General features: G+C 55.3%; 25 protein-coding genes. 13 read left to right on the forward strand and 12 right to left on the reverse strand.

Translation table 11 applies throughout. The annotated features are described in order from the left end of the window. The first annotated feature begins 131 nt into the window (after positions 1 to 131). The 3 genes from ACR8BN_RS10370 to ACR8BN_RS10380 all read left to right on the forward strand — a co-directional run bounded on the left by ACR8BN_RS10370 (position 132) and on the right by ACR8BN_RS10380 (position 1,328). Positions 132 to 365 (forward strand): YgdI/YgdR family lipoprotein, encoded by a 234-nt coding sequence (locus ACR8BN_RS10370; protein ID WP_039391948.1) that lies wholly within the window; start codon positions 132 to 134, stop codon positions 363 to 365. A gap of 15 nt (positions 366 to 380) precedes the next feature. Beyond that, on the forward strand, positions 381 to 611 hold the full coding sequence (locus tag ACR8BN_RS10375; protein ID WP_010245445.1) for a YgdI/YgdR family lipoprotein: 231 nt from the start codon (positions 381 to 383) through the stop codon (positions 609 to 611). Between the two features lie 444 nt (positions 612 to 1,055). Beyond that, positions 1,056 to 1,328, forward strand: coding sequence for a hypothetical protein (locus ACR8BN_RS10380; RefSeq protein WP_064704398.1), 273 nt, complete (start codon positions 1,056 to 1,058; stop codon positions 1,326 to 1,328). Between the two features lie 286 nt (positions 1,329 to 1,614). Here ACR8BN_RS10380 and ACR8BN_RS10385 read toward each other — a convergent pair whose 3' ends face one another. From ACR8BN_RS10385 to umuD, 5 genes are all read right to left on the reverse strand, one after another. Continuing rightward, the gene (locus ACR8BN_RS10385) at positions 1,615 to 1,755 is read right to left on the reverse strand and encodes a hypothetical protein (RefSeq protein ID WP_237164958.1); all 141 of its coding nucleotides are present in this window, start codon (positions 1,753 to 1,755) and stop codon (positions 1,615 to 1,617) included. Between the two features lie 145 nt (positions 1,756 to 1,900). Next, positions 1,901 to 2,515 (reverse strand): TetR/AcrR family transcriptional regulator, encoded by a 615-nt coding sequence (locus ACR8BN_RS10390; protein ID WP_124889934.1) that lies wholly within the window; start codon positions 2,513 to 2,515, stop codon positions 1,901 to 1,903. Between the two features lie 185 nt (positions 2,516 to 2,700). Further along, positions 2,701 to 2,976 carry a hypothetical protein gene (locus ACR8BN_RS10395; RefSeq protein WP_033767133.1) on the reverse strand — a complete coding sequence of 92 codons (276 nt, stop codon included), beginning with the start codon at positions 2,974 to 2,976 and terminating at the stop codon, positions 2,701 to 2,703. A gap of 151 nt (positions 2,977 to 3,127) precedes the next feature. Beyond that, positions 3,128 to 4,396, reverse strand: coding sequence for a translesion error-prone DNA polymerase V subunit UmuC (gene umuC / locus ACR8BN_RS10400; protein WP_109654322.1), 1,269 nt, complete (start codon positions 4,394 to 4,396; stop codon positions 3,128 to 3,130). A 2-nt stretch (positions 4,397 to 4,398) separates the two neighbouring features. After that, positions 4,399 to 4,818 carry a translesion error-prone DNA polymerase V autoproteolytic subunit gene (umuD, locus tag ACR8BN_RS10405; RefSeq protein WP_031591483.1) on the reverse strand — a complete coding sequence of 140 codons (420 nt, stop codon included), beginning with the start codon at positions 4,816 to 4,818 and terminating at the stop codon, positions 4,399 to 4,401. Between the two features lie 336 nt (positions 4,819 to 5,154). Here umuD and ACR8BN_RS10410 point away from each other — a divergent pair, with 336 nt between their 5' ends. Further along, positions 5,155 to 5,406, forward strand: a complete 252-nt coding sequence (locus ACR8BN_RS10410) for a hypothetical protein (protein ID WP_033779254.1) — start codon at positions 5,155 to 5,157, stop codon at positions 5,404 to 5,406. 109 nt (positions 5,407 to 5,515) lie between these two features. On the opposite strand, the gene ACR8BN_RS10415 is transcribed toward ACR8BN_RS10410, so the two are convergent. Further along, positions 5,516 to 5,740: a hypothetical protein gene (locus tag ACR8BN_RS10415; protein ID WP_010245468.1), complete on the reverse strand. Its 225-nt coding sequence runs from the start codon at positions 5,738 to 5,740 to the stop codon at positions 5,516 to 5,518. A 538-nt stretch (positions 5,741 to 6,278) separates the two neighbouring features. On the opposite strand from ACR8BN_RS10415, the gene ACR8BN_RS10420 reads away from it, so the two are divergent. The 3 genes from ACR8BN_RS10420 (at position 6,279) to ACR8BN_RS10430 (ending at position 8,627) form a co-directional block, all read left to right on the forward strand. After that, a complete protein-coding gene (locus ACR8BN_RS10420; protein WP_022625723.1) occupies positions 6,279 to 6,536 on the forward strand; it encodes a biofilm development regulator YmgB/AriR family protein in 258 nt (85 codons plus the stop codon). A 289-nt stretch (positions 6,537 to 6,825) separates the two neighbouring features. After that, a complete protein-coding gene (locus ACR8BN_RS10425) occupies positions 6,826 to 7,674 on the forward strand; it encodes a manganese catalase family protein (RefSeq protein WP_031591488.1) in 849 nt (282 codons plus the stop codon). 89 nt (positions 7,675 to 7,763) lie between these two features. After that, positions 7,764 to 8,627 carry an SDR family oxidoreductase gene (locus ACR8BN_RS10430; protein WP_434746896.1) on the forward strand — a complete coding sequence of 288 codons (864 nt, stop codon included), beginning with the start codon at positions 7,764 to 7,766 and terminating at the stop codon, positions 8,625 to 8,627. On the opposite strand, the gene ACR8BN_RS10435 is transcribed toward ACR8BN_RS10430, so the two are convergent. Further along, positions 8,620 to 9,630 carry a UV damage endonuclease UvsE gene (locus ACR8BN_RS10435; protein WP_064704401.1) on the reverse strand — a complete coding sequence of 337 codons (1,011 nt, stop codon included), beginning with the start codon at positions 9,628 to 9,630 and terminating at the stop codon, positions 8,620 to 8,622. The two genes, ACR8BN_RS10430 and ACR8BN_RS10435, sit on opposite strands and share 8 nt — an antisense overlap. Before the next feature lie 101 nt (positions 9,631 to 9,731). Here ACR8BN_RS10435 and ACR8BN_RS10440 point away from each other — a divergent pair, with 101 nt between their 5' ends. Beyond that, positions 9,732 to 10,097, forward strand: coding sequence for an MmcQ/YjbR family DNA-binding protein (locus ACR8BN_RS10440; RefSeq protein ID WP_010245482.1), 366 nt, complete (start codon positions 9,732 to 9,734; stop codon positions 10,095 to 10,097). Between the two features lie 105 nt (positions 10,098 to 10,202). Here the strand turns inward: ACR8BN_RS10440 and ACR8BN_RS10445 are convergent, their stop codons facing one another. The 3 genes from ACR8BN_RS10445 to zinT form a co-directional block, all read right to left on the reverse strand. Then, positions 10,203 to 10,487, reverse strand: a complete 285-nt coding sequence (locus tag ACR8BN_RS10445) for a helix-turn-helix domain-containing protein (RefSeq protein ID WP_064704402.1) — start codon at positions 10,485 to 10,487, stop codon at positions 10,203 to 10,205. Continuing rightward, complete coding sequence (locus ACR8BN_RS10450) at positions 10,480 to 10,800, reverse strand: type II toxin-antitoxin system RelE/ParE family toxin (RefSeq protein WP_137227612.1); 321 nt, start codon at positions 10,798 to 10,800, stop codon at positions 10,480 to 10,482. Before ACR8BN_RS10450 ends, ACR8BN_RS10445 begins: the two co-directional genes overlap by 8 nt. A gap of 140 nt (positions 10,801 to 10,940) precedes the next feature. Continuing rightward, complete coding sequence (gene zinT / locus ACR8BN_RS10455; protein WP_022625726.1) at positions 10,941 to 11,588, reverse strand: metal-binding protein ZinT; 648 nt, start codon at positions 11,586 to 11,588, stop codon at positions 10,941 to 10,943. Positions 11,589 to 11,977: 389 nt separating this feature from the next. Between zinT and katE the strand changes: the two genes are divergently transcribed. Beyond that, positions 11,978 to 14,242 carry a catalase HPII gene (gene katE, locus ACR8BN_RS10460; RefSeq protein WP_137227611.1) on the forward strand — a complete coding sequence of 755 codons (2,265 nt, stop codon included), beginning with the start codon at positions 11,978 to 11,980 and terminating at the stop codon, positions 14,240 to 14,242. 67 nt (positions 14,243 to 14,309) lie between these two features. Here katE and ACR8BN_RS10465 read toward each other — a convergent pair whose 3' ends face one another. Continuing rightward, positions 14,310 to 15,968: a methyl-accepting chemotaxis protein gene (locus ACR8BN_RS10465; protein WP_425021624.1), complete on the reverse strand. Its 1,659-nt coding sequence runs from the start codon at positions 15,966 to 15,968 to the stop codon at positions 14,310 to 14,312. A 222-nt stretch (positions 15,969 to 16,190) separates the two neighbouring features. On the opposite strand from ACR8BN_RS10465, the gene ACR8BN_RS10470 reads away from it, so the two are divergent. Then, entirely contained in the window at positions 16,191 to 17,447 is a 1,257-nt protein-coding gene (locus tag ACR8BN_RS10470) for a mechanosensitive ion channel family protein (RefSeq protein ID WP_010245507.1), read from the forward strand. A gap of 54 nt (positions 17,448 to 17,501) precedes the next feature. Here the strand turns inward: ACR8BN_RS10470 and ACR8BN_RS10475 are convergent, their stop codons facing one another. Further along, positions 17,502 to 17,798, reverse strand: coding sequence for a hypothetical protein (locus ACR8BN_RS10475; protein WP_434746897.1), 297 nt, complete (start codon positions 17,796 to 17,798; stop codon positions 17,502 to 17,504). Between the two features lie 426 nt (positions 17,799 to 18,224). On the opposite strand from ACR8BN_RS10475, the gene treZ reads away from it, so the two are divergent. The 3 genes from treZ to glgX are packed head-to-tail and all read left to right on the forward strand — an operon-like array spanning position 18,225 to position 24,669. Then, the gene (treZ, locus tag ACR8BN_RS10480; protein WP_434746898.1) at positions 18,225 to 20,009 is read left to right on the forward strand and encodes a malto-oligosyltrehalose trehalohydrolase; all 1,785 of its coding nucleotides are present in this window, start codon (positions 18,225 to 18,227) and stop codon (positions 20,007 to 20,009) included. Beyond that, complete coding sequence (gene treY, locus ACR8BN_RS10485) at positions 20,006 to 22,534, forward strand: malto-oligosyltrehalose synthase (RefSeq protein WP_434746899.1); 2,529 nt, start codon at positions 20,006 to 20,008, stop codon at positions 22,532 to 22,534. The genes treZ and treY overlap by 4 nt, the downstream gene beginning before the upstream one ends. Positions 22,535 to 22,593: 59 nt before the next feature. After that, positions 22,594 to 24,669 (forward strand): glycogen debranching protein GlgX, encoded by a 2,076-nt coding sequence (gene glgX / locus ACR8BN_RS10490; RefSeq protein ID WP_434746900.1) that lies wholly within the window; start codon positions 22,594 to 22,596, stop codon positions 24,667 to 24,669. Positions 24,670 to 24,698: the final 29 nt, after the last annotated feature.

Raw genomic sequence — 24,698 nt, forward strand, 5'->3', positions numbered from 1 at the left:
CCCTAATCAGCACCATACACTCCGGTTTTGTTTAAAAAACAGGCAGCGAGACGCGGCAGAGCCAGCAAACCTGATAAAGCCGACTATGCTGTAAACGTTCGGATATACTTCATGGAGCAGAAAAAATGAAAATGAAAATGAAATCCCTGTCAGCCGTCGCGTTGCTGGCTCTCACTTTAGGTACGCTGGCAGGTTGTGCCTCAAACCAGTCGATTAAGACCACCGATGGCCGCACGATTGTCACCGATGGCAAACCGCAGATTGATTCAGATACTGGTCTGGTTTCTTACCGCGATGCTCAGACAGGAAAAACTGAGCAGATCAATCGTAACGAGATCAGTAACATGAGTGAACTCGACAACTAATATAAGGTGAATAAGATGAAAAAAGCGCTGATTTTACCTCTCGCCGCATTGATTGGTATGACCGTATTAACCGGCTGCACCCGTACCAGTTATGCGATTCAGACTAACGATGGACGCACCATTATTAGTGATGGCAAGCCTTCTGAATCGGATGCCGGCCTGCTGGCTTATACCGATGCAAATGGCGTGAAGCAGCAGATTAATAAAGCGGACGTCAAAGCGGTCTCTGAAGTACCGAAGAAATAACCCGATCGCTGTTGCCCGATGTATAAAGCCGCCCATGGGCGGCTTTATTTTTGTCTGCGCCTGGCCACGAAGTGGCACACAGGCCTGGTTTTATTCCCCGGTAGTTTTCAAATCAGAAATATCTGCTGCGGCGTGGCAATAATATGACAGGCAACCGTGCGGGTAGTCGTGCAGATAATAATCTGATAACGACATTCGCCGCCCCGCCCTTATCTGAATTTCCGGCAACTCACCGTGTTTTTAACCAGCATAATAGCTCAGTTTATTTCTGAAGAATAACCTCGGCCAGCTTTTATACTTTGATATGAGTGGTTTACCGCCTCGCTTAAAGGTTCACTTTATTTTCGGTAAATTTTAATCACAGCGCCCTGCTGTTTCCCACCTTTTAGTCCGGAGCGCCTTTAACTAGACTCTTTATATCGCTACTTAATCAGGAGGGTGCAGATGGTTTATCACGACAAAACAACCGGTCATATGATTCTTGGTGAAGCTGCAATTAATCTGGCATTTGACGAACAGGAAATTACGCTGGTAGCACTGATTCGCCAGTTGAGCGACATGGCCGAACAGGAGCGCAACGATGAGCGGGTCACGCAGATTGCCGATGCGCGGAACTGGCTCAAAGGTTTTATCGAATCCTCAACGCGCGACCGTGCGGAATTAAACTGGCTGGTCGAGACCGGACAGGCACCGGTTAATCTTAAAGATTATCGTTAGTTATGGGCGGGTCATTGCTGTTTATTTTGGGTGCCGGGCGCGCGCCTGGCCTCTCGGACAGAGACGCCGGGACAGCGTGGCAGTGGAAGCGTGGCAGCGTGGCAGTGGAATAGTGCATGTCGGCCAGAACGTGACCAGTACGTGAATTGCAATGCTCTGCACCTGGCTCCCGTCACGGCCTGAAACGGCCAGACACCCATTGATGAGTGCCATTACTCTGCACTCATCAGCCTGCGGTCTGGCCGTTAACCGGCCATCGTCGGCCTCTCCCCACCTGCCGTTACGGTCAGCGCGTCAGCGGCTCCCCGTTTTCAGTCACCTGCAGCGTTTTTGGATGTTTCGCTGTAGGGGTTTCAAACCCACCACGGGCGGCAAAAACAGAACAGCCAATGGCTGCCACAAGTGTCAGTATGATTGAGGTTTTCACGAAACGCGCCTTAATTTTCTTCGCTACAGGATAAAGCGTGAAAGCCTGGCACATAATCAGATGAGGGGAAAGGAGAGTGCAGAATTTCTCTGTCTGGAAGCCCTGGTCCGGGAAATCTGTTTACTGATCGAGCGGTCTTGCCTGGTTACCCCAGTACTTTCAATGCCAGCGCCAGCGTCTTTTCTTCGTTAGTCACATCGCTGATCTTACCTGCCACCCGCAATCCAAAAGCAATGCAGAGAATTAAACCGGCTGCCGCCTCGCTGTCCAGCGTGTTATCGATAGATCCATCCTGTTGCCCCAGCTCCAGCAGCGAGACCAGGAAGCGCTGATTACGCTGAACGACCTCATCAATGCGCTGCGCGAGTGGCTGATCCATCGTCTGCAGCGCAATCGCGCTGGCGACGACCAGACAGCCGCAACGACCCTCTGTGGCACGTGCCGAATCCAGGTAAAACTGCAATAGCTCGGTTATTTTCCCCCGCCCGCTGGCACAGGGTGCCAGACGACGGCGCAACTCACTATTTCTCAGCAACAGATAGCGTTCGAATACCAGCAGGAAGAGCGAGCGCTTATCTTTAAACGCCTTATAGATGCTGCCTGCGGAGAGATGCATCGCCTCACCCAGATCGTTCATTGAGGCCGCGTGATAACCTTTTTGCCGGAAAACGATCATGGCGTGATCCAGAGCCTGTTCGATCCCGAACTCTCTGGGGCGTCCCCGCTCTTTGTTTTTATACGTTGTGGCTGTCGTGGTCATTGTTACCGGCCTGGGGGGTGTGTTGCTGTCAAAATCAATGGCGATTCTATCCCAGGCGCGGGTAACAAGATAGGCCGTCCGTCGCCCGTCACGCGCAGACGGCCCGTTATTTCCCGGACGCGTTAATATGATTCGCCGCTGTCTGACCAGCCGCAGTCTGGTCTGCGGTGCAAGCCGGACGCGGTTCATTCAGATAAGGATGTTGTCTCTGTGCGGCCTTTTTCCCGCTGCTGGCTGCGCTTCAGCGCGTTTATTTTTATCAGCCATAACGTAAATTGCTTAATAAGCAGGCTGGCGTGGTTTTCATTGTCAGCAAAACATAGAAAGAGTCGGGTTTTTATATTGCTGTTATCGTCGATCGCATAAATCTCATATTCGTCATGATGGCGGGATTTTATGATTGCTGTGAAATGTATTGCGGGCCAGAGCATCACTCTGGCTTCAAACTGCCTGAAATCCATTATATTTACTTGGTAATTTTCTTAAAGTACCCGATGAAAAACTACTCATCGGGTCAGGCAAAGCATAACTTCCTGCCACTTTAATCGCGTGATAAAAAAAGCTTTTAGCAGAGGCCGCGGCTTCAGCAGCAGAGGAGCATCGGGTCAGCGTTCACTTAAGCGCAACCACAGGCAGATCGGTTATCCGGGTGGTATAGGCAGGCGACAGCATCTCGCGTTTCATCGACCAGGCTTTGTTTATCCCCTGTCCGGCAAACCACAGCTTCCCGCTGCCGAGCTTGTTGACTGTGTCGATCAGCTTCATCAGCTCTTCGCTGTTGCGGCGTGGCTGATGTTCGTCAAACAGATCAAACTGAGCCACGCCCTGGCTGAAAAAATCCCCCAGCACGATGCCCGCCTTCATATAGCGATGTCCCTCAATCCAGATATTATCCAGACAGGCCATGGCAACTCTGATGATGTCGCGTGTGTCCTGCGTCGGAATCAGCAACTGCTCCATCGACTGATTGCCATAAAAGGGTTCGTCAGTCGCATGCGGACTGGTGCGCACAAATACCCCTACCTGACGGCAATATTGATTCTCACGGCGCAGCTTCTCCGCCGCGCGCCCGGCATACGCGCAGACGGCTTCGCGCATCTGACCGTAGTCGGAGATACGGCTGCCAAACGAACGCGAACACATAATTTGCTGTTTTACCGGCGTCACTGACTCCAGCTCCAGACAGGATTCGCCACGCAGCTCTCTGACAGTGCGCTCCAGCACGACGCTGAACTGTTTGCGGATGGCCTCGGTGCTTTGATCGGCCAGATCTTTTGCCGTCATAACGCCCATAGCGTTGAGCCGTTTGCCGATCCGATGACCCACGCCCCAGACTTCCGCCACATCAATCAGCGCCAGCAGCTTTTTTTGTCGTTCAGGGTTCGACAGGTCGACAATGCCGCCGGTTTTGCTCCACTTTTTGGCCGCAAAATTCGCCAGCTTGGCCAGCGTTTTAGTCTGGGCAATGCCGACGCCCACGGTCAGATGGGTCTCTTTGCCTATTCGTTCTCTGACCTGATGGCCAAAGGTCTCCAGCGCCATACAGTTCTGCACGCCGGTGAGATCCATAAAGGCCTCGTCGATTGAGTAGATCTCCACCGACGGCGCCATCTCTTCCAGTATGGTCATCACCCGATGGCTCATGTCGGCGTAGAGCGCATAATTTGAGCTGAAAACCTGCACCGCGTGACGCGTTAGTTCTTCACGCATTTTAAAATAGGGCGCGCCCATTTTGATGCCGGCTTTCTTTGCCTCGGCGCTGCGCGCAATCACGCAGCCGTCGTTGTTCGACAGCACTACTACCGGTTTACCTTTAAGGTCAGGCCGGAAAACGGTTTCACACGACGCGTAAAAGCAGTTCACATCGACCAGCGCGAACATGGTCAGTGGGTCGCTTTAATAACAAAGGTTACAACGCCAAACACTTCCAGCGCATCTTCGGTCTGGATAGCGATCGGTTTAAATTTGGTATTCATCGGCATCAGTTGCAGGCAGGGATGAAGCTGGAGACGTTTAACGGTGAATTCACCTTCGACCGCGGCGACCACAATATCGCCGTGTGAGGCGGTGAGTGAACTGTCGACCACCAGCATGTCACCATCATTGATGCCCGCCTCAATCATTGACTCGCCGCTGACCCGGACAAAATAGGTGGCGCTGGGGTGCCGGACCATCAGCGCATTGAGATCAATGCGTTGTTCGACATAATCCTGCGCCGGGGATGGAAATCCGCACGGCACACGTTCGATATATAGCGGTAAAGGCATAACGGCACGAATGTCCGCAGGTTTAATGAATTCCATAATTTCGCTCCTTTTTCAGATTACTGTATATAAACACAGTAATAGCTAATCCCCCTTTTAATCAAGTGAGATGGGACATCTTTAAGCGAAAGGGTTGATGGTAATGCACTTTTTTTTAAACGTTTTTTCGCATTGCCGTCAGAGTAAGCGGAAACGGGTTACTTTCGCCGCACCGCAGGAATAGCGTCGATTTCTTCTTACAGTAAAGAATCTTATAAATTCACCGGCTGATTATTTTTACTTAAGGAAAATCTGACAACACTTCTCTGGCATTCGGAGAGGTTTGAATATTACGGGCGGGCTGGTTATTCTGCTTTTTTTAAGCATGGAGGGGTTATGGCAGACGACGATCGAATCAAACATCTGGAAGAGGCAGTTGCGCAGTTAACGGTTGAGACTACGGTATTAAAAGCGATACTCGGTCAGCAAATTGCGCTGAATAATCTCAATTACAAAGGGAAGTTTGACGATGTACTGGCGGCGCTGGCGAAAGAGTATGCCGAACGCGGTCTGGAAGAGGGCAATAACCAGGCTATCCATGATGCCCTGCGTCAGTATATTAAATATGAGCCACCCGCAATGGAATAAGCGGACTTTCCGGCAGCGTCCGATTGCCGGACTTTATCGGCTCCTGAACGCTGCCACCGTCCTCCCCTGCACCGCCTCCGCAGCAGCCTCAGACGATACCGGTTAGTATTTACACCTCGCTGTCACTCTCCAGCGCATCCTGAATCGCGTCGGCCAGATTAGCAACTTCATTCGCCACGGCCTGCAGATCCCAGGCGGTTTTTGAGCCGGTTGCCGAGGTGGAGGCGCTGACGGACTCTTTTGCCACTGACAGAGCAGCAGCCACAGCGACCGAACGTTTATGTTGTTCCTGAGTCATGCCCGCAGGCGGAATTGCGAAATAGTCGTGAACCATGATCATTTCCTTGTGATAAATAAGGGGTCAACCTTAGCCTTCTGCATCAGGCGTGGGAAGTGAATTATGCGGCATGGCCTGTCAGACGGCCAGGATTGCAGCAGCACAATCGCACCCGCCACTTTTCCAGCGTTGAAACCTGTACAACTTTGGCTGAAATCTGCGGAAAAAAGCGGTTTTAACGTGTTGATGTGTCGTCAGCATAATTTCCAGCCTGCTGGTCTGAAAATCGCCGCCCTCTGAAAACCTCACCAACCCGCTGTATTTATTCAATTAACCATCGAAAACCTCTTTTTTCACTTTAAACATACTTTTGAAATACATCACCGACCAGTTAAATTTTGTCAAATTTCATTGTACAACTTTGCGATTCTTGTATAACTTTGTCTCGTGATGTTAAATCACTTGTAACGAAAGGTGCTTTGCACCGCATCTGAAGGTGTTGTGGATTTCCACCTTCAGATGCATTTTTTTTGCGTCAGCCGGTTACCGGATCTGAATCGACGCGTTCTTCCCCCCATTTCTTATGAGGCCTGACATGCAAACAACGATGAATACAGAGTCTCAGATTTCTGATTACTTCATGAACTCTGGCACAGCGCTGACCACTGAAAAACAGGTTATTGCCGCAGTCCATGCCGAACTCGCCCATGCGAAAACCCATGTCTCCGATAAAGACATTGTGCTGGGCCTGATTCACCGCCTGGAGAGTGAGCGTGACGTGGTTAAGCAGGATATTTACCGTCAGGCGCTTGAACATGTTCTGCAGCGCGCTTCGGCGACCAGCGACAGCTAAAAATCTGTGTCTGTTATGAGGGAACGCGAATTAGCATGGATGCTTTTCCCGTCCGGAATCAGCCCCTGTTATGGGGCTTTTTTTATTTCTCCTGCACTGAATCACTTGTCCCCTTCTCACCGCTAAGATTGCCTGCCCCGCCGGACCAGATATAGCTCGGAAATTCACCATTTTCGCCACTTATTCAACCTGAAATTCCGATTAAATGCTCTCGTTTCGCTTTATTTATCCGATATCTGTGTCCAGGCTTTTTCTGCATCCACTGCAAACACAGACGAGGAAAATAATCATGTTTCATCATTCATCAAAACTTCAATTCCCGGTTCGTGTAGAAAAACCCGATCCAGAATTTGCCATGCTGCTCCAGCAGGCCATCGGCGGCGTCGAAGGTGAGATTCGTGTAGCGATGCAATACTTTTTCCAGGCGATGGGCGCGCGCGGTGATGTGCGGATTCGTGATCTGCTGATCTCGACCGCCACCGAAGAGCTTAGCCATATCGAGATGCTGGGCTACGCCGTGGCGCTTAACCTTGAAGGCGCCCCGCTCTCTTACCAGGAAGCGTCAGCGAAAGATCCGGTGGTTAATGCGATTCTGGGCGGAATGAACCCGCGCCATATCCTCTCTTCCGGTCTGGCAGCGATGCCGGTTAACGCCAACGGCGTGCCTTTTGATATGAGTCATATCTATGCGTCCGGCAACGTGGCGGCCGATATGCTGGCTAACGTCACCGCAGAAGCCACGGGCCGCGTACTGGCTACCCGCCTCTACAACATGACGGAAGACAAGGGCATGAAGGACTTCCTCTCCTTCCTGATCGCCCGTGACACTATGCACCAGCAGCAGTGGCTGGCGGTGATCGAAGAGATGGGCGGACTGAACGCGTCGCTGCCGATCCCGAACAGCTTCCCGCAGGAACATGAGGCGCAGGAGCACTCTTACTACTGCCTGAATACCTCGCTGGATAAACCGCTGCCGGAAGGTCGCTGGAGCAGTGGCCCGGCTTACGATGGCCATGGTCAGTTCAGCGCGAAACAGCAGCCAGATATGCTGGGCGATGAGCCGCTGCTCGGCAATGCCCGTCCCGGTTCTGGTGCGCAGTCTGAGCAGATTGACGGCATTACGTCACCGAAGCCTTAACTGGCACAGGCGAGCCGGTCTGGGCCACACCGCGCGGTGTGAGCCAGACCGGCTGTTTTACGCTAACGGATTTTTATGGAGGAATATTCATGTCATCGACTCAACGCCCGCAACCCCCTTTTGCCGAACAGCAACAAACGCCACCGGGTAAAACCGCGGCTATGCAGCCTCAGCCCGATCACGGCGAGCAGAGTTATCAGGGCTCCGGCCGCCTGGCGGGGAAAAAAGCCATTATTACCGGTGGCGATTCCGGCATTGGCCGGGCTGTTGCCATTGCCTTTGCCCGGGAAGGGGCCGATGTCCTGATCTCTTATCTTGATGAACATGAGGATGCGCAGGATACCGCCCGACTGGTTGAAGAAGCGGGACAGAAAGCGGTTCTGGTGCCTGGCGATATTACCGAGGCGTCACACTGCAACGCCCTGGTCGATAAAGCCGTCGAAGCCTTTGGTGAGATTAATATTCTGGTGAACAACGCGGCGTATCAGATGACGCGCGAATCGCTGGATGAGATCAGCGACGAAGAGTTTGACCGGACCATGAAGACCAACCTTTACGCGATGTTTTACATCACTAAAGCGGCAACACGGCATATGCCTGCTGGTGGATCGATCATTAATACGGCCTCGATCAATGCTGACCAGCCGAAACCAAAGCTGCTCGCCTACTCCGCCACCAAAGCCGCCATCGTTAATTTCTCTGGCGGCCTGGCAGCCTTACTGGCTGAAAAAGGTATCCGTGCCAATGCGGTCGCGCCCGGCCCTATCTGGACGCCACTGATCCCGTCGACCATGCCGGTTGAACAGGTGAAGAACTTTGGCAGCGAAGTGCCGCTGCAGCGTGCCGGTCAGCCTGCTGAACTGGCGCCAACCTATGTGATGCTGGCCAGTAATGAAGCCAGCTACATTTCAGGTGCGACCATCGCCGTAACGGGCGGTGTGGCCATTATTTAACGTTCGCCGATTCCCTGGTCTCTTCGGCCAGGGGATGAGTGATCAGCTTCTGCGTTATCCCCCACTGGTAGAGTTGTTCCCGCGCCAGATTCTTCATTTTCACTTCGCACATGATATCGAAATCCTGAAACGACAGTGCCCATGCATTCAGCGTCGGGTTAAAGAAGTAGTCAGAGTGCGCCCGCAGCTTGCTTTTACTCACGCCCAGCTGCTGCTGATCGGGCCAGCCCTGCTGCGGAATCATCCCCTCCTGCGAAATCGAATAGTGCAGCACCGGCCGCACGCCGCGCCACGAATCGATGGCCCTGGCAACACGCGCGTCATCCGGCTGAATAAACTCACTCTCTTTTACCCAGTGATGGTGAATATCCAGCACCACCGGACAGAGCGGTGCTGCCTGCAGTACGTCATCCAGCGAGCAGGAGATCTCATCATTCTCCACCGTCAGCATCCGCCGCGCTTCCGGGCTGAGCTGATTAAATGACCGTTTAAAGCCGTCGAATCCCGCCTTGCCGTTCATATGAATGTTGATTTTAAAATCCTGGAAGGTCTTGCCATATCCCATCAGACAGGCGCAGAGCGTGTGATACTCCACATCCTCCAGCGCACGCACCACCACATCGGGATTATCGGAGGCGAGCACGGTATATTGTCCGGGATGGAATGAGAGCCGGATGTGATGCGCCCGCGCCAGCTCGCCACAGCGGGCAAAGAGCGGATAGAGTTCGGGCAGAAATTCGGTGAACAGTGGCGTGGCCTCGGGGACCGTATAGAGCGGTAACAGATCGCTGCCGATGCGCATCATCCTGAGTGGCTCAGGTAAGGTGGCCAGATGCTCAAGCGTCAGGTAGAGATTGTTGAGGTTAGTGACGGTAATCTCATAGATCAGCTGATGACGTTCATCGTGCGATAAACTCAGAAACCGTTTACGGGTGGTGGCGCGAAACGGGAAAAACTGTTTGCCATCGCTGTTGAGATACTTACATGCAAAGCCTAATTTCATGTCTGCTCCTGATTTATGCTTATCAGAAGTGTAACAGGCCCCTGGCGACCAGCCAGTCGCGGGCCGCAGACTCAGGCTGAATAATCACAGGGAGACTCACTATGCAGGGTCATGAGATCCAGCGCATCGCCATTGAAGCGGCTGAGCGGCTGCCCGCCGCCGAATGCAGCTATCCATTCGGGCCGGAACATCAGGTCTATAAAGTGTGTGGAAAAGTGTTTTTACTGCTGACCGAACTGCGGGGTGTGCCGATTATCACCCTGAAATGCGAGCCGCAGCAGGCGGAGCTGCACCGGGTGATCTATCCCTCGATCACCGCCGGTTATCATATGAATAAACGTCACTGGATCACGGCCTATCCCGGTGACGACCTCTCGCCTGGCTTGATTCAGCAGTTGGTTGAGGATTCGTATCAGCGTGTGGTTAAGGGTATACCCGCCTCGCGCCGCCCGGCCTGGGTGGGATAAAACCCGTGGAGGGGGTGCGTGTGCACCGGAAAGAAAGTTTGCTTGATAGCAGGCAAGATAAATAGCAGGGCCAGCATTGTTCTGGCACCTGCCGTCATCTCTCAATCAAAGAGAGATCTGGGGATTTTCAACGCCACAGGCACGGGCATAGCGGGCGAGTGTTTCAACTGTGGCTTTATCTGCGCGACGCTCGGTGCGTGACACTGCCGACGGGCTGACACCGAGCGCCTCCGCGACCTGAGCGCTGGTCATTCCGGCGCTTTCCCGCCATTTGGCTAACTGCTCGCGCAGGTGCTCTGCCCGAACTTCTGCCTCGTAATGTTCGCGAACAGCCGGATCAGATAAAATTTCTTTGCGGGCCGTCTTCCACGCAACTGATTTCTTACTCATCGTTTAACATCTCCTCTAAACGGTGCGCCGCTGCCGTCATGACTGCTGCTGGCGTTTTCTTTGTCTCTTTCAAAAAAGCTTTCAGGATAAAAATACGTCTGCCTTTCTGGTAAACATACACCGCTCGCCCAATCTCATTGGCCTTTGCCCTGAGCTCAAAAAAACCCGACCCTAACGGTTTGGTATCCGGCTCTCTCAAATCAGTTCCACGGGCAGCCAGTTTATCTATTTGCCGGGCCAGCTTAGCCCGGAGCATCTCTGGCATTGCCTTAATTTCAGTGAGCGCGTCCTTGTGTATCGTTATCTCAAACATAGATCCTCCGTTGGAGTTAAGTTAACTCATGAGTTAACTTAACTCAAGGATCTATATTTCCTCAGACGGGGGAAATGAATCCAGTCGCTATCCTTGCGTAAGAGCCCTGAACAGCGTGGCATCTAACACCGGCCCCGCACTCAGTGATGCAGCATCTCCTCCACGACCTGTGAGTTCATCATCTGGTAAGGATAATAGGTCGGCCAGTTATCCATCTCCGCCAGCAGGGCTTGCTGAGAATCGTTGCCCATAAAGATATGGAAATGGGCAGATTTACGCGGCCCGATGGTGTGATCGCTGAACTGCACATATTTCGGCGCTTTGCTGCCCGCGTCCTGGCATTCAAACAGGTAGCGCACCCCTTTTTTACCTGAGGTATAGGTCAGGATTTTGTGGCCCGCATACCGGTAGTGGCAGGCGCTGACCTGATCGCCGATGTGGAACTCCATCACGCCATTTTCAATACCGATGGTATCGACGTCGGTGGCGTAGCCTTTGCGGTAATACGCTTTATACTCCTCTGCCGTTTTGCTGTGATCCTGCTGCGCTTTCTTCTGCCAGACCGGGTCCAGTTCGCCGCTTTGCAGCAGCGGATAAACCGACTGCCACAGGCCATCCCAGTCAGCGAGCGGACGATCTTTCACATCGCTGTCAGCAAAAACCCCTTCTGCCGCTTTCTGCTCCAGGGCTGACAGCGGTTTTCCATGTGCATGCGTGCCGTGTGCCAGCGACGGCTGGCTGACTAACAGTGCGCCCAGTAGCCCAATCCATTTACCTGCATGATTCATCAAAGTCTGATACCCCGGTCAACGTTACAAAATGAAATGTTATGATATAACATTTCTAATCTCAACCAAAAGCAGCAAACGCCAGCATTAATTTTATTAATCGTTTAACGCCCTGCATGAGGCCATGAACGCCTCCTGCGGCGGCAGATTCTGCATCCTCTGAAAGCACATTATCCATATAGCAGGCGCGGGCTGATACGACGTTAAGCCAGACGGCACAAGGCATGAATAAGCGAAACGGTAATCTGCATTAAGAGATAAGTGCGCATTTCAGGCGGACAAAAAAGGCACAGTCGTCGCAGTTAAATGCCCGGTTTAACCTCAGTATTGTTCAGGTTGTTCTATATTTAGTGTCGTCGAAAGTAAAATAACCGCTGGAGCATGGATTAATGTCGAAAGAAACAGAGAAGAAACCCCTGAGCGAGCGCGCCCCCACCACCGGTCCGGAATCCTCAGAGCCGGGCCTGGGTTCACTGGCACCGAAGGATGGTTCGCATCAGCCCCCAGCCGAACCGACCCCGCCAGGTAAGCAACCCACCGCCCCCGGCAGCCTGAAAGCGCCTCAGACGCACAACGCCAAACTTGACCAGCTTGAAGCCAGCCGCAAAAACGGCACCGACCGCGCCCTCACCACCAACCAGGGCACACGCATCGCCAACGATCAAAACTCACTGCGTGCCGGTTCGCGCGGTCCGACGCTGCTGGAAGACTTTATTATGCGTGAGAAAATCACGCACTTTGACCATGAGCGTATCCCGGAACGTATCGTTCACGCCCGTGGCTCTGCCGCACACGGCTATTTTCAGCCTTACCGCTCCCTGAAAGATCTGACCAAAGCGCAGTTCCTCAGCGATCCCGAGCAGACTACGCCGGTTTTCGTGCGTTTCTCCACGGTTCAGGGCGGTGCCGGATCGGCTGATACCGTGCGTGACATTCGCGGTTTCGCCGCCAAGTTCTACACCGAAGAGGGTGTCTTTGACCTGGTGGGCAACAACACGCCGGTGTTCTTTATTCAGGATGCGCATAAATTCCCTGACTTTGTGCATGCCGTTAAGCCGGAACCGCATAACGAAATCCCGCAGGGCCAGAGCGCCCATGACACCTTCTGGGATTACGTCTCTCTGCAGCCGGAAACCATGCACAACGTTATCTGGGCGATGTCTGACCGGGGTATTCCGCGCAGCTATCGCACCATGGAAGGCTTTGGTATTCACACCTTCCGCCTGATTAACGCAGAAGGTAAAGCGACCTTTGTCCGTTTCCACTGGAAGCCGGTGGCCGGTAAAGCGTCGCTGCTGTGGGACGAGTCACAGAAACTGACCGGTCGCGATCCCGATTTCCATCGCCGCGATCTGTGGGAAGCCATTGAAGCGGGTGATTTCCCGGAATATGAACTGGGCCTGCAGCTGATCCCGGAAGAGGATGAGTTCAAATTTGACTTCGATATTCTGGATGCCACCAAGCTGATCCCGGAAGCGCTGGTGCCGGTTGAGATTGTCGGCAAGATGGTACTTAACCGTAACCCGGACAACTTCTTTGCTGAAACCGAGCAGGTCGCGTTCCACCCAGGCCATATCGTGCCGGGCCTCGATTTCTCCAACGATCCGCTGCTGCAGGGTCGTCTGTTCTCCTATACCGATACGCAAATCAGTCGTCTGGGCGGACCGAACTTCCATGAGATCCCGATCAACCGTCCGACCTGCCCGTACCATAACTTCCAGCGTCAGGGCATGCATCGTCAGGATATCGACACCAATCCGGCGAACTACGAGCCGAACTCGATCAACGATAACTGGCCGCGTGAAACTCCACCTGCTGCAGAAGGCGGCGGCTTCGAGAGCTATCAGGAGCGGATTGAGGGCCATAAAGTGCGCGAGCGCAGCCCCTCATTTGGTGAGTATTATGCGCAGCCGCGCCTGTTCTGGCTGAGCCAGACTGAAGTCGAGCAGCAGCACATCATTGGTGCCTACTCGTTTGAACTGAGTAAAGTGGCGCGTGCTTATATCCGTGAGCGTGTGGTGGATCATCTGGCACGCATTGATACTAAACTGGCGCAGGGCGTGGCGGATAACCTGGGGCTCGCTCTGACGGATGAGCAGCTCAACATTCAGCCGCCTGCGCCGGTGAATGGCCTGACCAAAGATGACAGCCTGAGCCTCTACGCCATTCCGGATGGCGAGATCAAAGGTCGCCAGGTCGCACTGCTGCTCAGCGATGGTGTGAAGGCGGCTGATGTGCTGGCGATTTTGCAGGCGCTGAAAGCGGTGGGTGTTCACGCCAAACTGCTGGCTCCGCATATGGGCCAGGTGCGCGCCGATGACGGTTCAGTGCTGCCGGTCGATGCGACGTTCGCCGGTCTGCCCTCTCTGACCTTTGATGCGGTGATGGTGCCGGATGGCAATATCGATGCCCTGCTGCTGAGCGGCGATGCCCGTTACTTCCTGCTGGAAGCCTACAAGCACCTCAAGGTGATTGGTCTGGTGGGCGAAGCGCGCCGCTTTAAAGCGCAGTTCGGTCTGGAAGATGCGGATCAGGAAGAAGGGATTGTGCAGGGCGACTCGGCGGAAAGCGCGCTGATGTCTGAGTTCACTCAGGCGATGAAAGCGCATCGCGTCTGGTCACGCAGCCAGAAGGCACGGTCCGTCCCGGCCTGATGTCAGCGGCACGATACCGCATGCCGCGTCACAAAATAAAAAACCGCCCTTGGGGCGGTTTTTTTTATCAGAAGGTCTGCCAGTTATCGTTGTCCGCCAGGCGGGCAGGCTGAAGTTTTGGCACGGCAAGGGCTTTCGCCACCGGCGCAGCAGAGAACGCCACCTGCAGAGTGCCGGTTTTGAATACCGATACCGTTTTACGCAGGTAGCTCGCCTGCTCTTCCAGTGAGGCGGCGGCAGTCGCGGACTCCTCCACCAGCGCGGCGTTCTGCTGCGTCACACCATCCATTTCCGAGACTGCTTTGCAGACCTGCTCAATGCCACGGGTCTGTTCAGTCGAGGAGGCCGCAATCTCTTCGATTAGCTGCGTGACGCGGCTTACCGACGTCACGATGCTCTCCATCGCGACACCCGCCTGAGAAGCATGACCGGCACCGGTTTTAATTCGCTCAGCTGAGCGGTCAATCAGTCCCCGGATCTCCTGAGCAGCGCTGGCGCTGCGTCCGGCCAGCGAGCGCACTTCACCCGCTACCACTGCAAATCCACGACCCTGTTCACCGGCACGCGCGGCTTCAACGGCGGCGTTCAGCGCCAGAATATTGGTCTGGAAGGCGATACTGTCGATAATGGCGATGATACCGGCGATCTGATTCGAGCTTTCGCTGATCTGATCCATGTTGGCGATGACCCGGGCGACAGTCTCACCACCCTGCAGGGCCGTGGCTGAAGCCTCTTTCGCTACCGTGGTCGCCTGCTGCGCATTATCTGCGTTGAGTTTCACCGTTGAGGTGAGCTGCTCCATACTGGCTGCGGTCTGTTCCAGCGCGGCAGCCTGCTGTTCGGTACGGGAAGAGAGATCGGTGCTGCCCGCAGAGATTTCCGCTGCACCGGTAAAGATAGAGCGGGTGGCGTCATCGACTGAGGTAATGGTCACCACCAGCGCATCGCGCATCTGTTGCAGTTCCTGAATCAGCAGGCCCATCTCATTGCGGCCTTCATGCTGAATATCGGAGGTCAGATCACCGCCCGAAATGGCGCGCATATGGCCGGTCAGCCTGCCCAGTGGGCCAATCAGCAATTTCTGCAGCCCAATCCAGACCGCGACCCCAATCACGCCGGTGATCAGGCCAATAGTCAGCAGCGCCCAGAGCGCATCCGTCAGGCTACGCTGGTTATGCTCCGAGGACGCTTTCATCAGCTGGATGTTCACTGCACGCCAGGCCTCATAGGCACTGTCGAGCTGGTCCTGCGCCGCCTGTGCTTCAAGGTTGCCGTAGCCCGCGTAGTTGCCCTGCTTCAGAAAGTTAATGGAGGCCAGCATGGTGTCACGCATCTGCTGGTAGGCGGTCTGCACCTGCGTCGCCTGGGCTTCACCCTGGCCCTCTTTGCGCGGCAGCGCCTGCCAGGCTTTGAAGTCCGCATCGGCAGCAGCAGCAGACTTTCCAGCCTGCTCCAGCAGCGCAGCCATAGCTGCCAGTGATTTTGGATCCTGCTGATTTTTCAGGAAACGGATTGCCACGCGGTTGATGGTGACGCGGGTTTTAATCAGGGTTTTTACCGCATCACTCAGGTGCTGCTGCTGCAGCGTAAGCTGCTCTGCCGCCACAAAGTTTTTGTCGGCTTTTGAGACGCCGTTGTAGAACAGAAATCCGGTCAGGGTCAGTAACGCCACAAAGACCACCAGAACAGCAGCGATACCGTGAGTGATTTTGAGATTTTTAAGCATGTCCGCAGGCTCATATCAGAGGAGATAAAGCTGTTATCGGCCAGCGCGGCGTTTATCTGAGTGTTGCACCAGAGAAGGTAACAATCCGCAGGATGGAGGGTACTGCCAGCGCGCCGTTACGCAAAAAAAGCGGTGCGGCTCAGCCTGAACGCATTCGGCGCTTAACAACCGTCCCCGTGCTGTGGTTGAATTCGCCCCTTATCTTTTTTGCACGTGGTTATCATGCATTACATTCAGAGTCTGATGAGTTTTATTGAGGGAAACAGGGTACTTTCGATCAGCTTCAGCCTGTTGCTGCTGATTATGGCCGGGATGGTCACTCACCTGATCTGCAAATTTTTCATCGTCAAAGTGATCAGGAAGGTCTTTTTCAGCAGCCACAAAAAGGGCGTGCCGCTGGATAAAGATGTCCGCCTCTCTCAGAAGCTGTCAAATTTTGTGCCGGTGATTGTGGTCTACAATTTCCTGCAGTTTATGCCGGGCCTGCCTGAAAATCTGAAAGTGGCGATTCAGACCATCTGCGGCATCCTGTTTTTTGTCTATCTGTCGATCTTCTTCAACGAAGTGCTGGAGATTGTTAACAACTCCTATTCGCGCAAATCAAAACGCAAGAATCACTCGATCAAAGGCTATATCCAGATCGGCAAAATTCTGGTGCATATTATCGCCGCGATCATGATTCTGGCGATTATGTCCAACAAGTCACCGGCGATTATCATCTCCTCGCTGGGTGCGGTCGCCGCGGTGCTGATGCTGATCTTCCAGCATACGCTGCTGTCGCTGGTGGCGAATATTCAGCTCTCCTCTAACGATGTGCTGCAACTGGGCGACTGGATTGAGATGCCGGACAGAAATATCAGTGGTGAAGTGATCGATATTGCCCTGCATACCATCACCATCCGCAACTGGGACAACACCATTTCGCGCATCCCGACCAAGAACTTCCTGACCGAGACCTACACCAACTGGCAGGCGATGTTCTCTTCGGGCGCACGCCGCATCATGCGCAGCTTTTATCTTGATCAGAAGTCGATCACCTTTGTGAATCAGGAGATGCTGCAGGCGATGAGCCAGATCCGCCTCGCTGGCGAATCGATCACTGAGCTGCTGGATGGACGTGATATCAATGCCGTGGGCGACCGCTGGTTTATGGAGAACGGCATTACGAATCTGATGGTGTTCCGTAAATACCTGACCGCCTGGCTGGCGCAGCGTGACGACATTCAGAAAGAGATGTATATCGTGGTGCGACCGCTGAAACCGTCGCCGGATGGATTGCCGGTGGAGATCTACTGCTTCACCTCCTCTATTTTCTGGGCCGATTATGAAAATACTCAGGCAGCGATCTTTGAGTATATCTACGCGATGGCCCGCCACTTTGAGCTGCAGATTTATCAGCATCCGGCAGGATCCGATTTTGCCCGTCTGGCTCAGCCGCGCCCCGACAGCCGGGATGCACAGCAGAGCGGCGGGCAGTAACCAGAATGCGCGGTGGCGATCTGCCGCCGCCGTGATTCACGTTTGCTCAGCGCATTAACTTTTACTCAGCGCATAGTTCAGCACTTTGTCATTTTTCATCTGCACGGTCAGCGTCTGCCCTTCGGTGGTATTCAGGGTGCGCGCCTCGCTGTAGGTCCACTTCAGCAACCGCTGCCCGTCCGGGTAAGGCGTTTCACTGTCAGGCTGACCGAACAGCGCGATCAGCTGGGCTTTGGTGGTCTGACCGGCATGAATTTGCTGCAGATTACTGCTGTCCAGCCTGTGTCCGACCCGGTTAGAACAGGCGGAGACCAGCAACAACAACGCGGATAACAGAACTATTTTCCTCACGTAACATCCTTCTGAAGTGTTCAGCGCCGCAGGTCATCCGGAGCGACCTGCGCCATCGCGCATTAGCTTATAGCGAATCGGCGCCATCCGGCAGGCTTTTCTGCGCCTGGTTCCTGCTTTCGCCCCGCCGGATGCAGATTCACAGCAATTCACGCAAATTAATGCCTCTCCACCCCCTGCCGCCCTGCGATTGCAACATCTTAGTCTATGATTACTCTCTGTATGCCGCGTGGAAGCGGTCTCACGGCCCGTTTTCCGCCACACCACGCTGAATACCAGTCCGGCTTTCTGACTGAAGAGACGCGCCAGCCCACCTGGCCTCCTGGTCTCGCTGATAGCTTTAAGATTTTTTGACGCTTGCGTCATCGACATCCTTTTCGTGCGGTGGCCACCATCGCGCATTTCCAGGCTAAATGAGGCAACTGAATGGAATCCAAATCTTTTTTTAAAAGTTGGGGCGCTGAACGGGTTGCCAGCGACGAGGTGCGTTTCCGCCTCTGGGCAACCGGTCAGCAACGCGTGACGCTGCGGCTCTCCGGTAAAGACATTGAGATGACGCCGCAGGCTGACGGCTGGTTTGAAACTCAGGTCGCCGGTGTGGCAGCCAATGCCGAATATGATTTTGTGCTGGCCGATGGTACAGCGGTGCCCGATCCCGCCGCCCGCGCTCAGAAAGCAGAGGTCAATGGCCCGTCGCTGGTGATCGATCCTGACGCTTATCAGTGGCAGAACACGAGCTGGAAGGGTCGTCCATGGCAGGAGTCGGTGGTGTATGAACTCCACATCGGCACCTTTACGCCTGAGGGCACCTTCCGGGCGGCGATTGAGAAGCTGCCAACGCTGGCTGAAACCGGCATTACCATGATTGAAGTGCTGCCAGTGTCGCAGTTCGGCGGTCATCGCGGCTGGGGCTACGATGGCGTGCTGCTCTATGCACCGCATGCTGCCTACGGCACTCCCGATGATTTTAAAGCCTTTATTGACGCAGCACACGGACACGGGCTGTCGGTAGTGCTGGATATCGTGCTGAACCACTTCGGCCCGGAGGGCAACTATCTGCCACTGCTCTCACCAGACTTCTTCCACAAAGAGCGCCAGACGCCGTGGGGTGCCGGTATCGCCTATGACGTTGATGCGGTGCGCCGCTATATCGTGGAAGCGCCGCTCTACTGGCTGCAGGAGTTTAATCTGGATGGCCTGCGCTTTGACGCCATCGATCAGATTGACGATCCCAGCGACAAGCATGTGCTGATTGACATTGCTGAGCGCATCCGCGCCTCGATTACCGACCGCCCTATTCATCTGACCACCGAAGATTGCCGTAACGTCACCTTCCTGCATCCGCGTGACGAAAACGGGGACGCTCCGCTGTTTACCGGCGAATGGAACGATGACTTTCACAACGCCGTGCATGTGCTGGCAACCGGTGAAAGCCACGCCTATTACCAGGATTTCGCCGACCAGCCGGAACAGCGGGTAGCGCGGGCGCTGGCAGAAGGCTTTGTCTATCAGGGCGAAGTCTCGCCGCAGTCGGGCGAGCCACGCGGCGTGAAAAGCAGCAGCCAGCCGCCGGTCGCCTTTGTCGACTTTATTCAGAACCATGACCAGACGGGCAACCGTGCGCAGGGCGAACGGCTCATCAGCCTGGCCGGTGCAGAGCGCACCCAGGTGCTGCTGGCGATGTTACTGGTCTCGCCTCATATTCCGCTGCTGTTTATGGGTGAAGAGTATGGCGAAACCCGGCCGTTCCTGTTCTTCACCGATTTCCACGGCGATCTGGCCAAAGCGGTGCGTGAAGGTCGCGCCAGAGAGTTTGAAGGCCATGCCGGTCACGGCGAAACTGTGCCGGATCCCAACGATGTCACCACCTTTGAACAGTCGAAGCTTAACTGGCAGCGAACAGAAACGCCGGAAGGTCAGCAGTGGCTGGCGCTGACGCGTCAGCTGCTGGCCCTGCGTCAGCAACATATCGTGCCGCTGCTGCAGACCGCCGGTGGCGATGCCGGTCAGGTGGTGAAAACGGCGGAAGGTTTCCTCGCGGTGCGCTGGGACTTCCCGCAGGGCACGCTGTCACTGGCGCTGAACGTTGGCAACAGCACACAGCCGATCCCCGAGCTGCCCGGCGAAACGCTGTTTGCCTGGCCGCAGGCCGCCAGCGAACTGAGTCCCAACGCTATCGTGGTGCGTCTGGCTAAGAGAGAAGCAGAATGAATATTCCAACCGCAACGTACCGCATCCAGTTCCGCAACGGCATGACGTTTGACCGTGCGGCGGCGCTGGTGCCCTACCTGAAACAGCTGGGTATCAGCCATCTTTACGCGTCGCCGATCTTCAGCGCTACCGCTGAATCGACCCACGGCTATGACGTGACCGACGTTAACCAGATCGAGCCGTCGATTGGCGGCCGTGAAGGATTTGATCGTATGGCTGCCGCGCTGAAAGCGGCCGGGCTGGGGCTGATCCTCGACATCGTGCCCAACCATATGGCCGCCTCGCTGGAGAACCCGTGGTGGCGCGACGTCATTGAGCATGGCGAACAGAGCCGCTATGCGCATTACTTCGATATCGACTGGTCACGCCGCCTGACGCTGCCGTTCCTCGGTGACACCTTTGAGGCGGTGCTGGCCAACGGCGAGATCAGCGTGAAGCGCGATCCGCAGACCGGCAAACCGGCGCTGGCCTACTTCGACAATTTCTATCCGCTGGCACCTGATACCTGGCAGGATCGGGAAGAAGCGGTGCTCGCCCTGCGCGACGCGGCAGAGATTGCTGAACTGCATGACCAGCAGCCGTGGCGGCTGATGTCATGGCGCGATGCGCCCAACGATCTCTCCTACCGTCGCTTCTTTGAAGTGACCGGTCTGGTGGGCGTGCGCGTGGAAGACAAAACGGTCTTCGATGCCGCGCATCAGCTGATCCTTGAACTGGTTCACAGCGGTGCGGTACAGGGCTTACGCGTCGACCACGTGGATGGCCTGGCCGATCCGCACGGCTATCTGGAACAGTTACGCCAGGCTGCCGGTCCCGACTGCTATCTCACCGTGGAGAAAATCCTGGGTGACAATGAACAGCTGCCTGATGCATGGCCGGTTTCCGGCACCACCGGATATGAATTTATGGCCGCGCTCGCCAATCTGCTGGTCGACAGCGATCAGCTGAGCGGACTGCGCAAAGCGTATCAGGCCGTCATCGGTAAAACCGTTGATATGAAAGCGGAGCTGCGCGCCGCCAAACTGCTGATGGCAAACCGCAATTTTGCCGGTGAATTTAACCGGTTACTGCAGCTGGCACTGAAGATTGCCGACGCAGAAGGCACGCCACAGCCGGAAGCGGAACTGAAGAATGCGCTGCGTGAACTGCTGGTGGCGTTCCCGGTCTATCGCACCTACGGTACGCCGCAGGGCCTGACCCCAGCCGACACCGCGCTGTTGCAACAGGTGGTCAGCGAGGTGAAAGCCAGCGCCCATGCGCCCGACAGTCAGGCGCTTGATTTCCTGACCCATATTCTGCGCGCAGAGGTTGCCGACTCCGCTCGCGACGATGCCACGCAATTCCGCACCCGCTTCCAGCAGCTGACCGGACCGCTGATGGCGAAATCGGTGGAAGATACCCTCTTCTTCCGTCAGCACATGGCGCTCGCGCTGAATGAAGTCGGCGCTGAACCGCTGGCGCGCCACTTCTCGCTGGATCAGTTTCACGCTGAAATGCAGGCGCGGCGCGAACATCAGCCCGATGCGCTGTCGGGCACCTCCACACACGACACCAAGCGCGGTGAAGATGCGCGTGCGCGACTCTATACCCTTACCGAAGCGCCGCAACGCTGGGCGGATTGCGTCAACCGCTGGCGGGAGATGAACCACGATCAGGTCGTGCGCCTGAAAGATGGTCCGGCACCCGAACCGGCCGTGGAGTGGATGCTGTATGAAGCGCTGGCGGGCGTCTGGCCAACCACCCTGCAGCCGCAGGATGCGGAAGGTCTGGCGGCGCTGGAAGCCCGCTTTGTGGTCTATGTGGAAAAAGCGCTGCGTGAAGCCAAGCTGCGTACCGACTGGGCTGACAACAACGACGCCTATGAAGAGGCGGTGCTGGACTATGCCCGTCACCTGCTTGCGCCCGCCAACAGCACCTTCCTCAATGACTTCTGCCAGTCGCTGCAACCCTTTATGCGTGCCGGTCTGGTTAACAGTCTGACACAGACTGTGGTGAAGCTTACGGCGCCTGGCGTACCCGATATTTATCAGGGTAGCGAGGCACTGGACTTCAGCCTGGTTGATCCCGATAACCGCCGCGAACCCGATTTCGACGCGCTGGCGGCGATGCTTAACGCGCCACAGCACGACAGCAGTGAGGCGCACTGGCTGCGTGGCCAGGTCAATCAGCAGGCGATTGTGAAGTTGCTGAGGCTGCGTCAGCAGCAGCCTGCCCTGTTCCGCCACGGTGACTATCTGGCACTGTCGGCAGAGGGCGAGCAGCAGAATAATGTGCTGGCCTTTGCCCGCACCGGACAGGATCAGGCGGTGATAGTGGTTGTGTCACGCCGGGTCTTTAACCAGCTGCCGGAGAATCTCGACCAGCCGCCCGCTGCACGCTGGGCTGACACGGTCATTGCGCTGCCCACCGCACTGGGCCAGCGTCGCTACCAGGATGTGCTGACCGGTAAAACGGTGGCTGCGGGCGACCAGTTGCCGCTTACCGGGCTGGCATCGCAGTGGTGTGCCGTGCTGGTGGCGCAGTGAATTCCGGAAAGAACTTTTTTTATTACGCGTCAATCTGTTCATTGAATAACGAGGCATAAATGTCAAACAGTCAGCGTTTTGAAATTACGGCGGGATACAGCCATTTACTGGGGGCCAACTTTGATGGTCAGGGTGTGAACTTCGCCCTGTTCAGCGCCCACGCCGAGCGGGTTGAACTCTGTCTGTACGATCCCAGCGGTAAAACGGAAATTGCCCGTCTGGAGCTGCCGGAATATACCCATGAAGTATGGCACGGCTATATTCCCGGCCTGCAGCCCGGTGCGCTCTATGGCTATCGCGTTTATGGCCCCTATGACCCGGAAAATGGTCATCGCTTTAACCCGAACAAGCTGCTGCTCGATCCCTACGCCCGTGAACTGGCGGGTGACATCGCCTGGAACGAGGCGCACTTCGCTTACGATCTCTATCATGACGATAAAGATCTGACCTTCGACAGCCGCGACAGCGCGCCGTTTACGCCAAAGTGCCGGGTTATCGATCCCAACGAATTCGACTGGCAGCATAAAAACCGCCCGAATGTGCCGTGGCCGAAAACCGTCATCTATGAAACTCACGTTAAGGGCTTCACGCAGCTCAACACCGCCCTGCCACCTGAAATGCGCGGCACCTTTGACGGCATGAGCCACAAATCGACCGTCGACTACATCAAAAGCCTGGGCATTACCTCGGTCGAACTGCTGCCGGTACACTGGTTCCCGGATGACCAGCACCTGCTGGATAAAGGGCTGAAAAACTTCTGGGGATATAACACGCTGAACTTCTTTGCACCCGCCACCCGCTACTTTGGGCCGCGCGGCATTCAGGGCTTCCGTGACATGGTGCGAGCCTTCCATGATGCCGGTATTGAGGTGATCCTCGACGTGGTCTATAACCACACCGCCGAGGGGAATGAGCTGGGGCCAACGCTGTCGTTTAAAGGCATCGATAACTTCTCCTATTATCGTACATTGCCAGACCAGCATCGCTATTACATCAACGACACCGGTACCGGTAATACCGTCAACACCTCGCATCCGCGTGTGCTGCAGATGGTGCTCGATTCGCTGCGTTACTGGTCAGAATCAATGCATATCGACGGCTTCCGTTTCGACCTGGGTACGATTCTCGGTCGCGAGCCTGATGGTTTTGACCCGCGCGGCGGCTTCTTCGATGCCATCATGCAGGACCCGGTCCTGTCGCAGAAAAAGCTGATTGGTGAACCCTGGGATATCGGTCCGGGCGGCTATCAGGTGGGGAGCTTCCCGCCAGGCTGGGCAGAATGGAACGATCAGTATCGTGATACGGTGCGTGACTACTGGAAAGGCAACAACGTCTCCACAGACTTTGCTGCCCGCCTGCTGGGTTCCGGCGATCTCTACGATCAGCACGGTCGTCGTCCATGGGCCAGCGTCAACTTTATCACCGCGCACGATGGCTTCACCCTCAACGATCTGGTGTCGTACAACGACAAACATAACGCGGAGAATGGCGAAGACAACAACGACGGCCACAACGACAACCGCTCTTACAACTACGGGGTTGAAGGCCCGACCGATGATGAAGGCATCAACGCGGTGCGCGAGCGTCAGAAGCGCAATTTCCTTGCCACGCTGATCTTCTCACACGGTACGCCAATGCTGCTGGCGGGCGACGAATTTGGCCGCAGCCAGATGGGCAACAACAATGGCTACTGCCAGGACAGCGAAATCTCCTGGGTACACTGGGATAACCTGCCGGAATCTGCCGAGGCGCTGCGCGAGTTCACCCGCCAGATCCTGAAGTTACGTGCTCAGCAGCCGTTACTGCGCCGTGAAAACTGGCGTGATGGCATGGATATCAAATGGTTTAACGCCGGTGGCGGCTTCCAGCAGGCTGAGCAGTGGGATGAAGGCTCAACGCTGGGCGTCTATATCGGCCGACCTGATCTGCAGACTGAGGAAGGCATCTGGCACGACGTCCTGATGCTGTTCAATCCGTTTGAAGGCAATGTACCGTTCCAGATCCCGCAGTTTGGTGAAGGCGGCTGGGTGCTGGAACTGACCACCAGCGACACCGCAAAGCGCGGTCTGGTGATCACCAAAGAGAAGGATTTCGAACTGGAAGGACGCAGCTTCGCCCTGTTCAGACGTCCATAGCCGCTGACCCGGTTAAATAGCCGTCATCT

Source organism: Pantoea sp. Lu_F5_004 (genome assembly GCF_051136245.1).
In the GTDB taxonomy this organism is placed as follows: domain Bacteria; phylum Pseudomonadota; class Gammaproteobacteria; order Enterobacterales; family Enterobacteriaceae; genus Pantoea; species Pantoea agglomerans.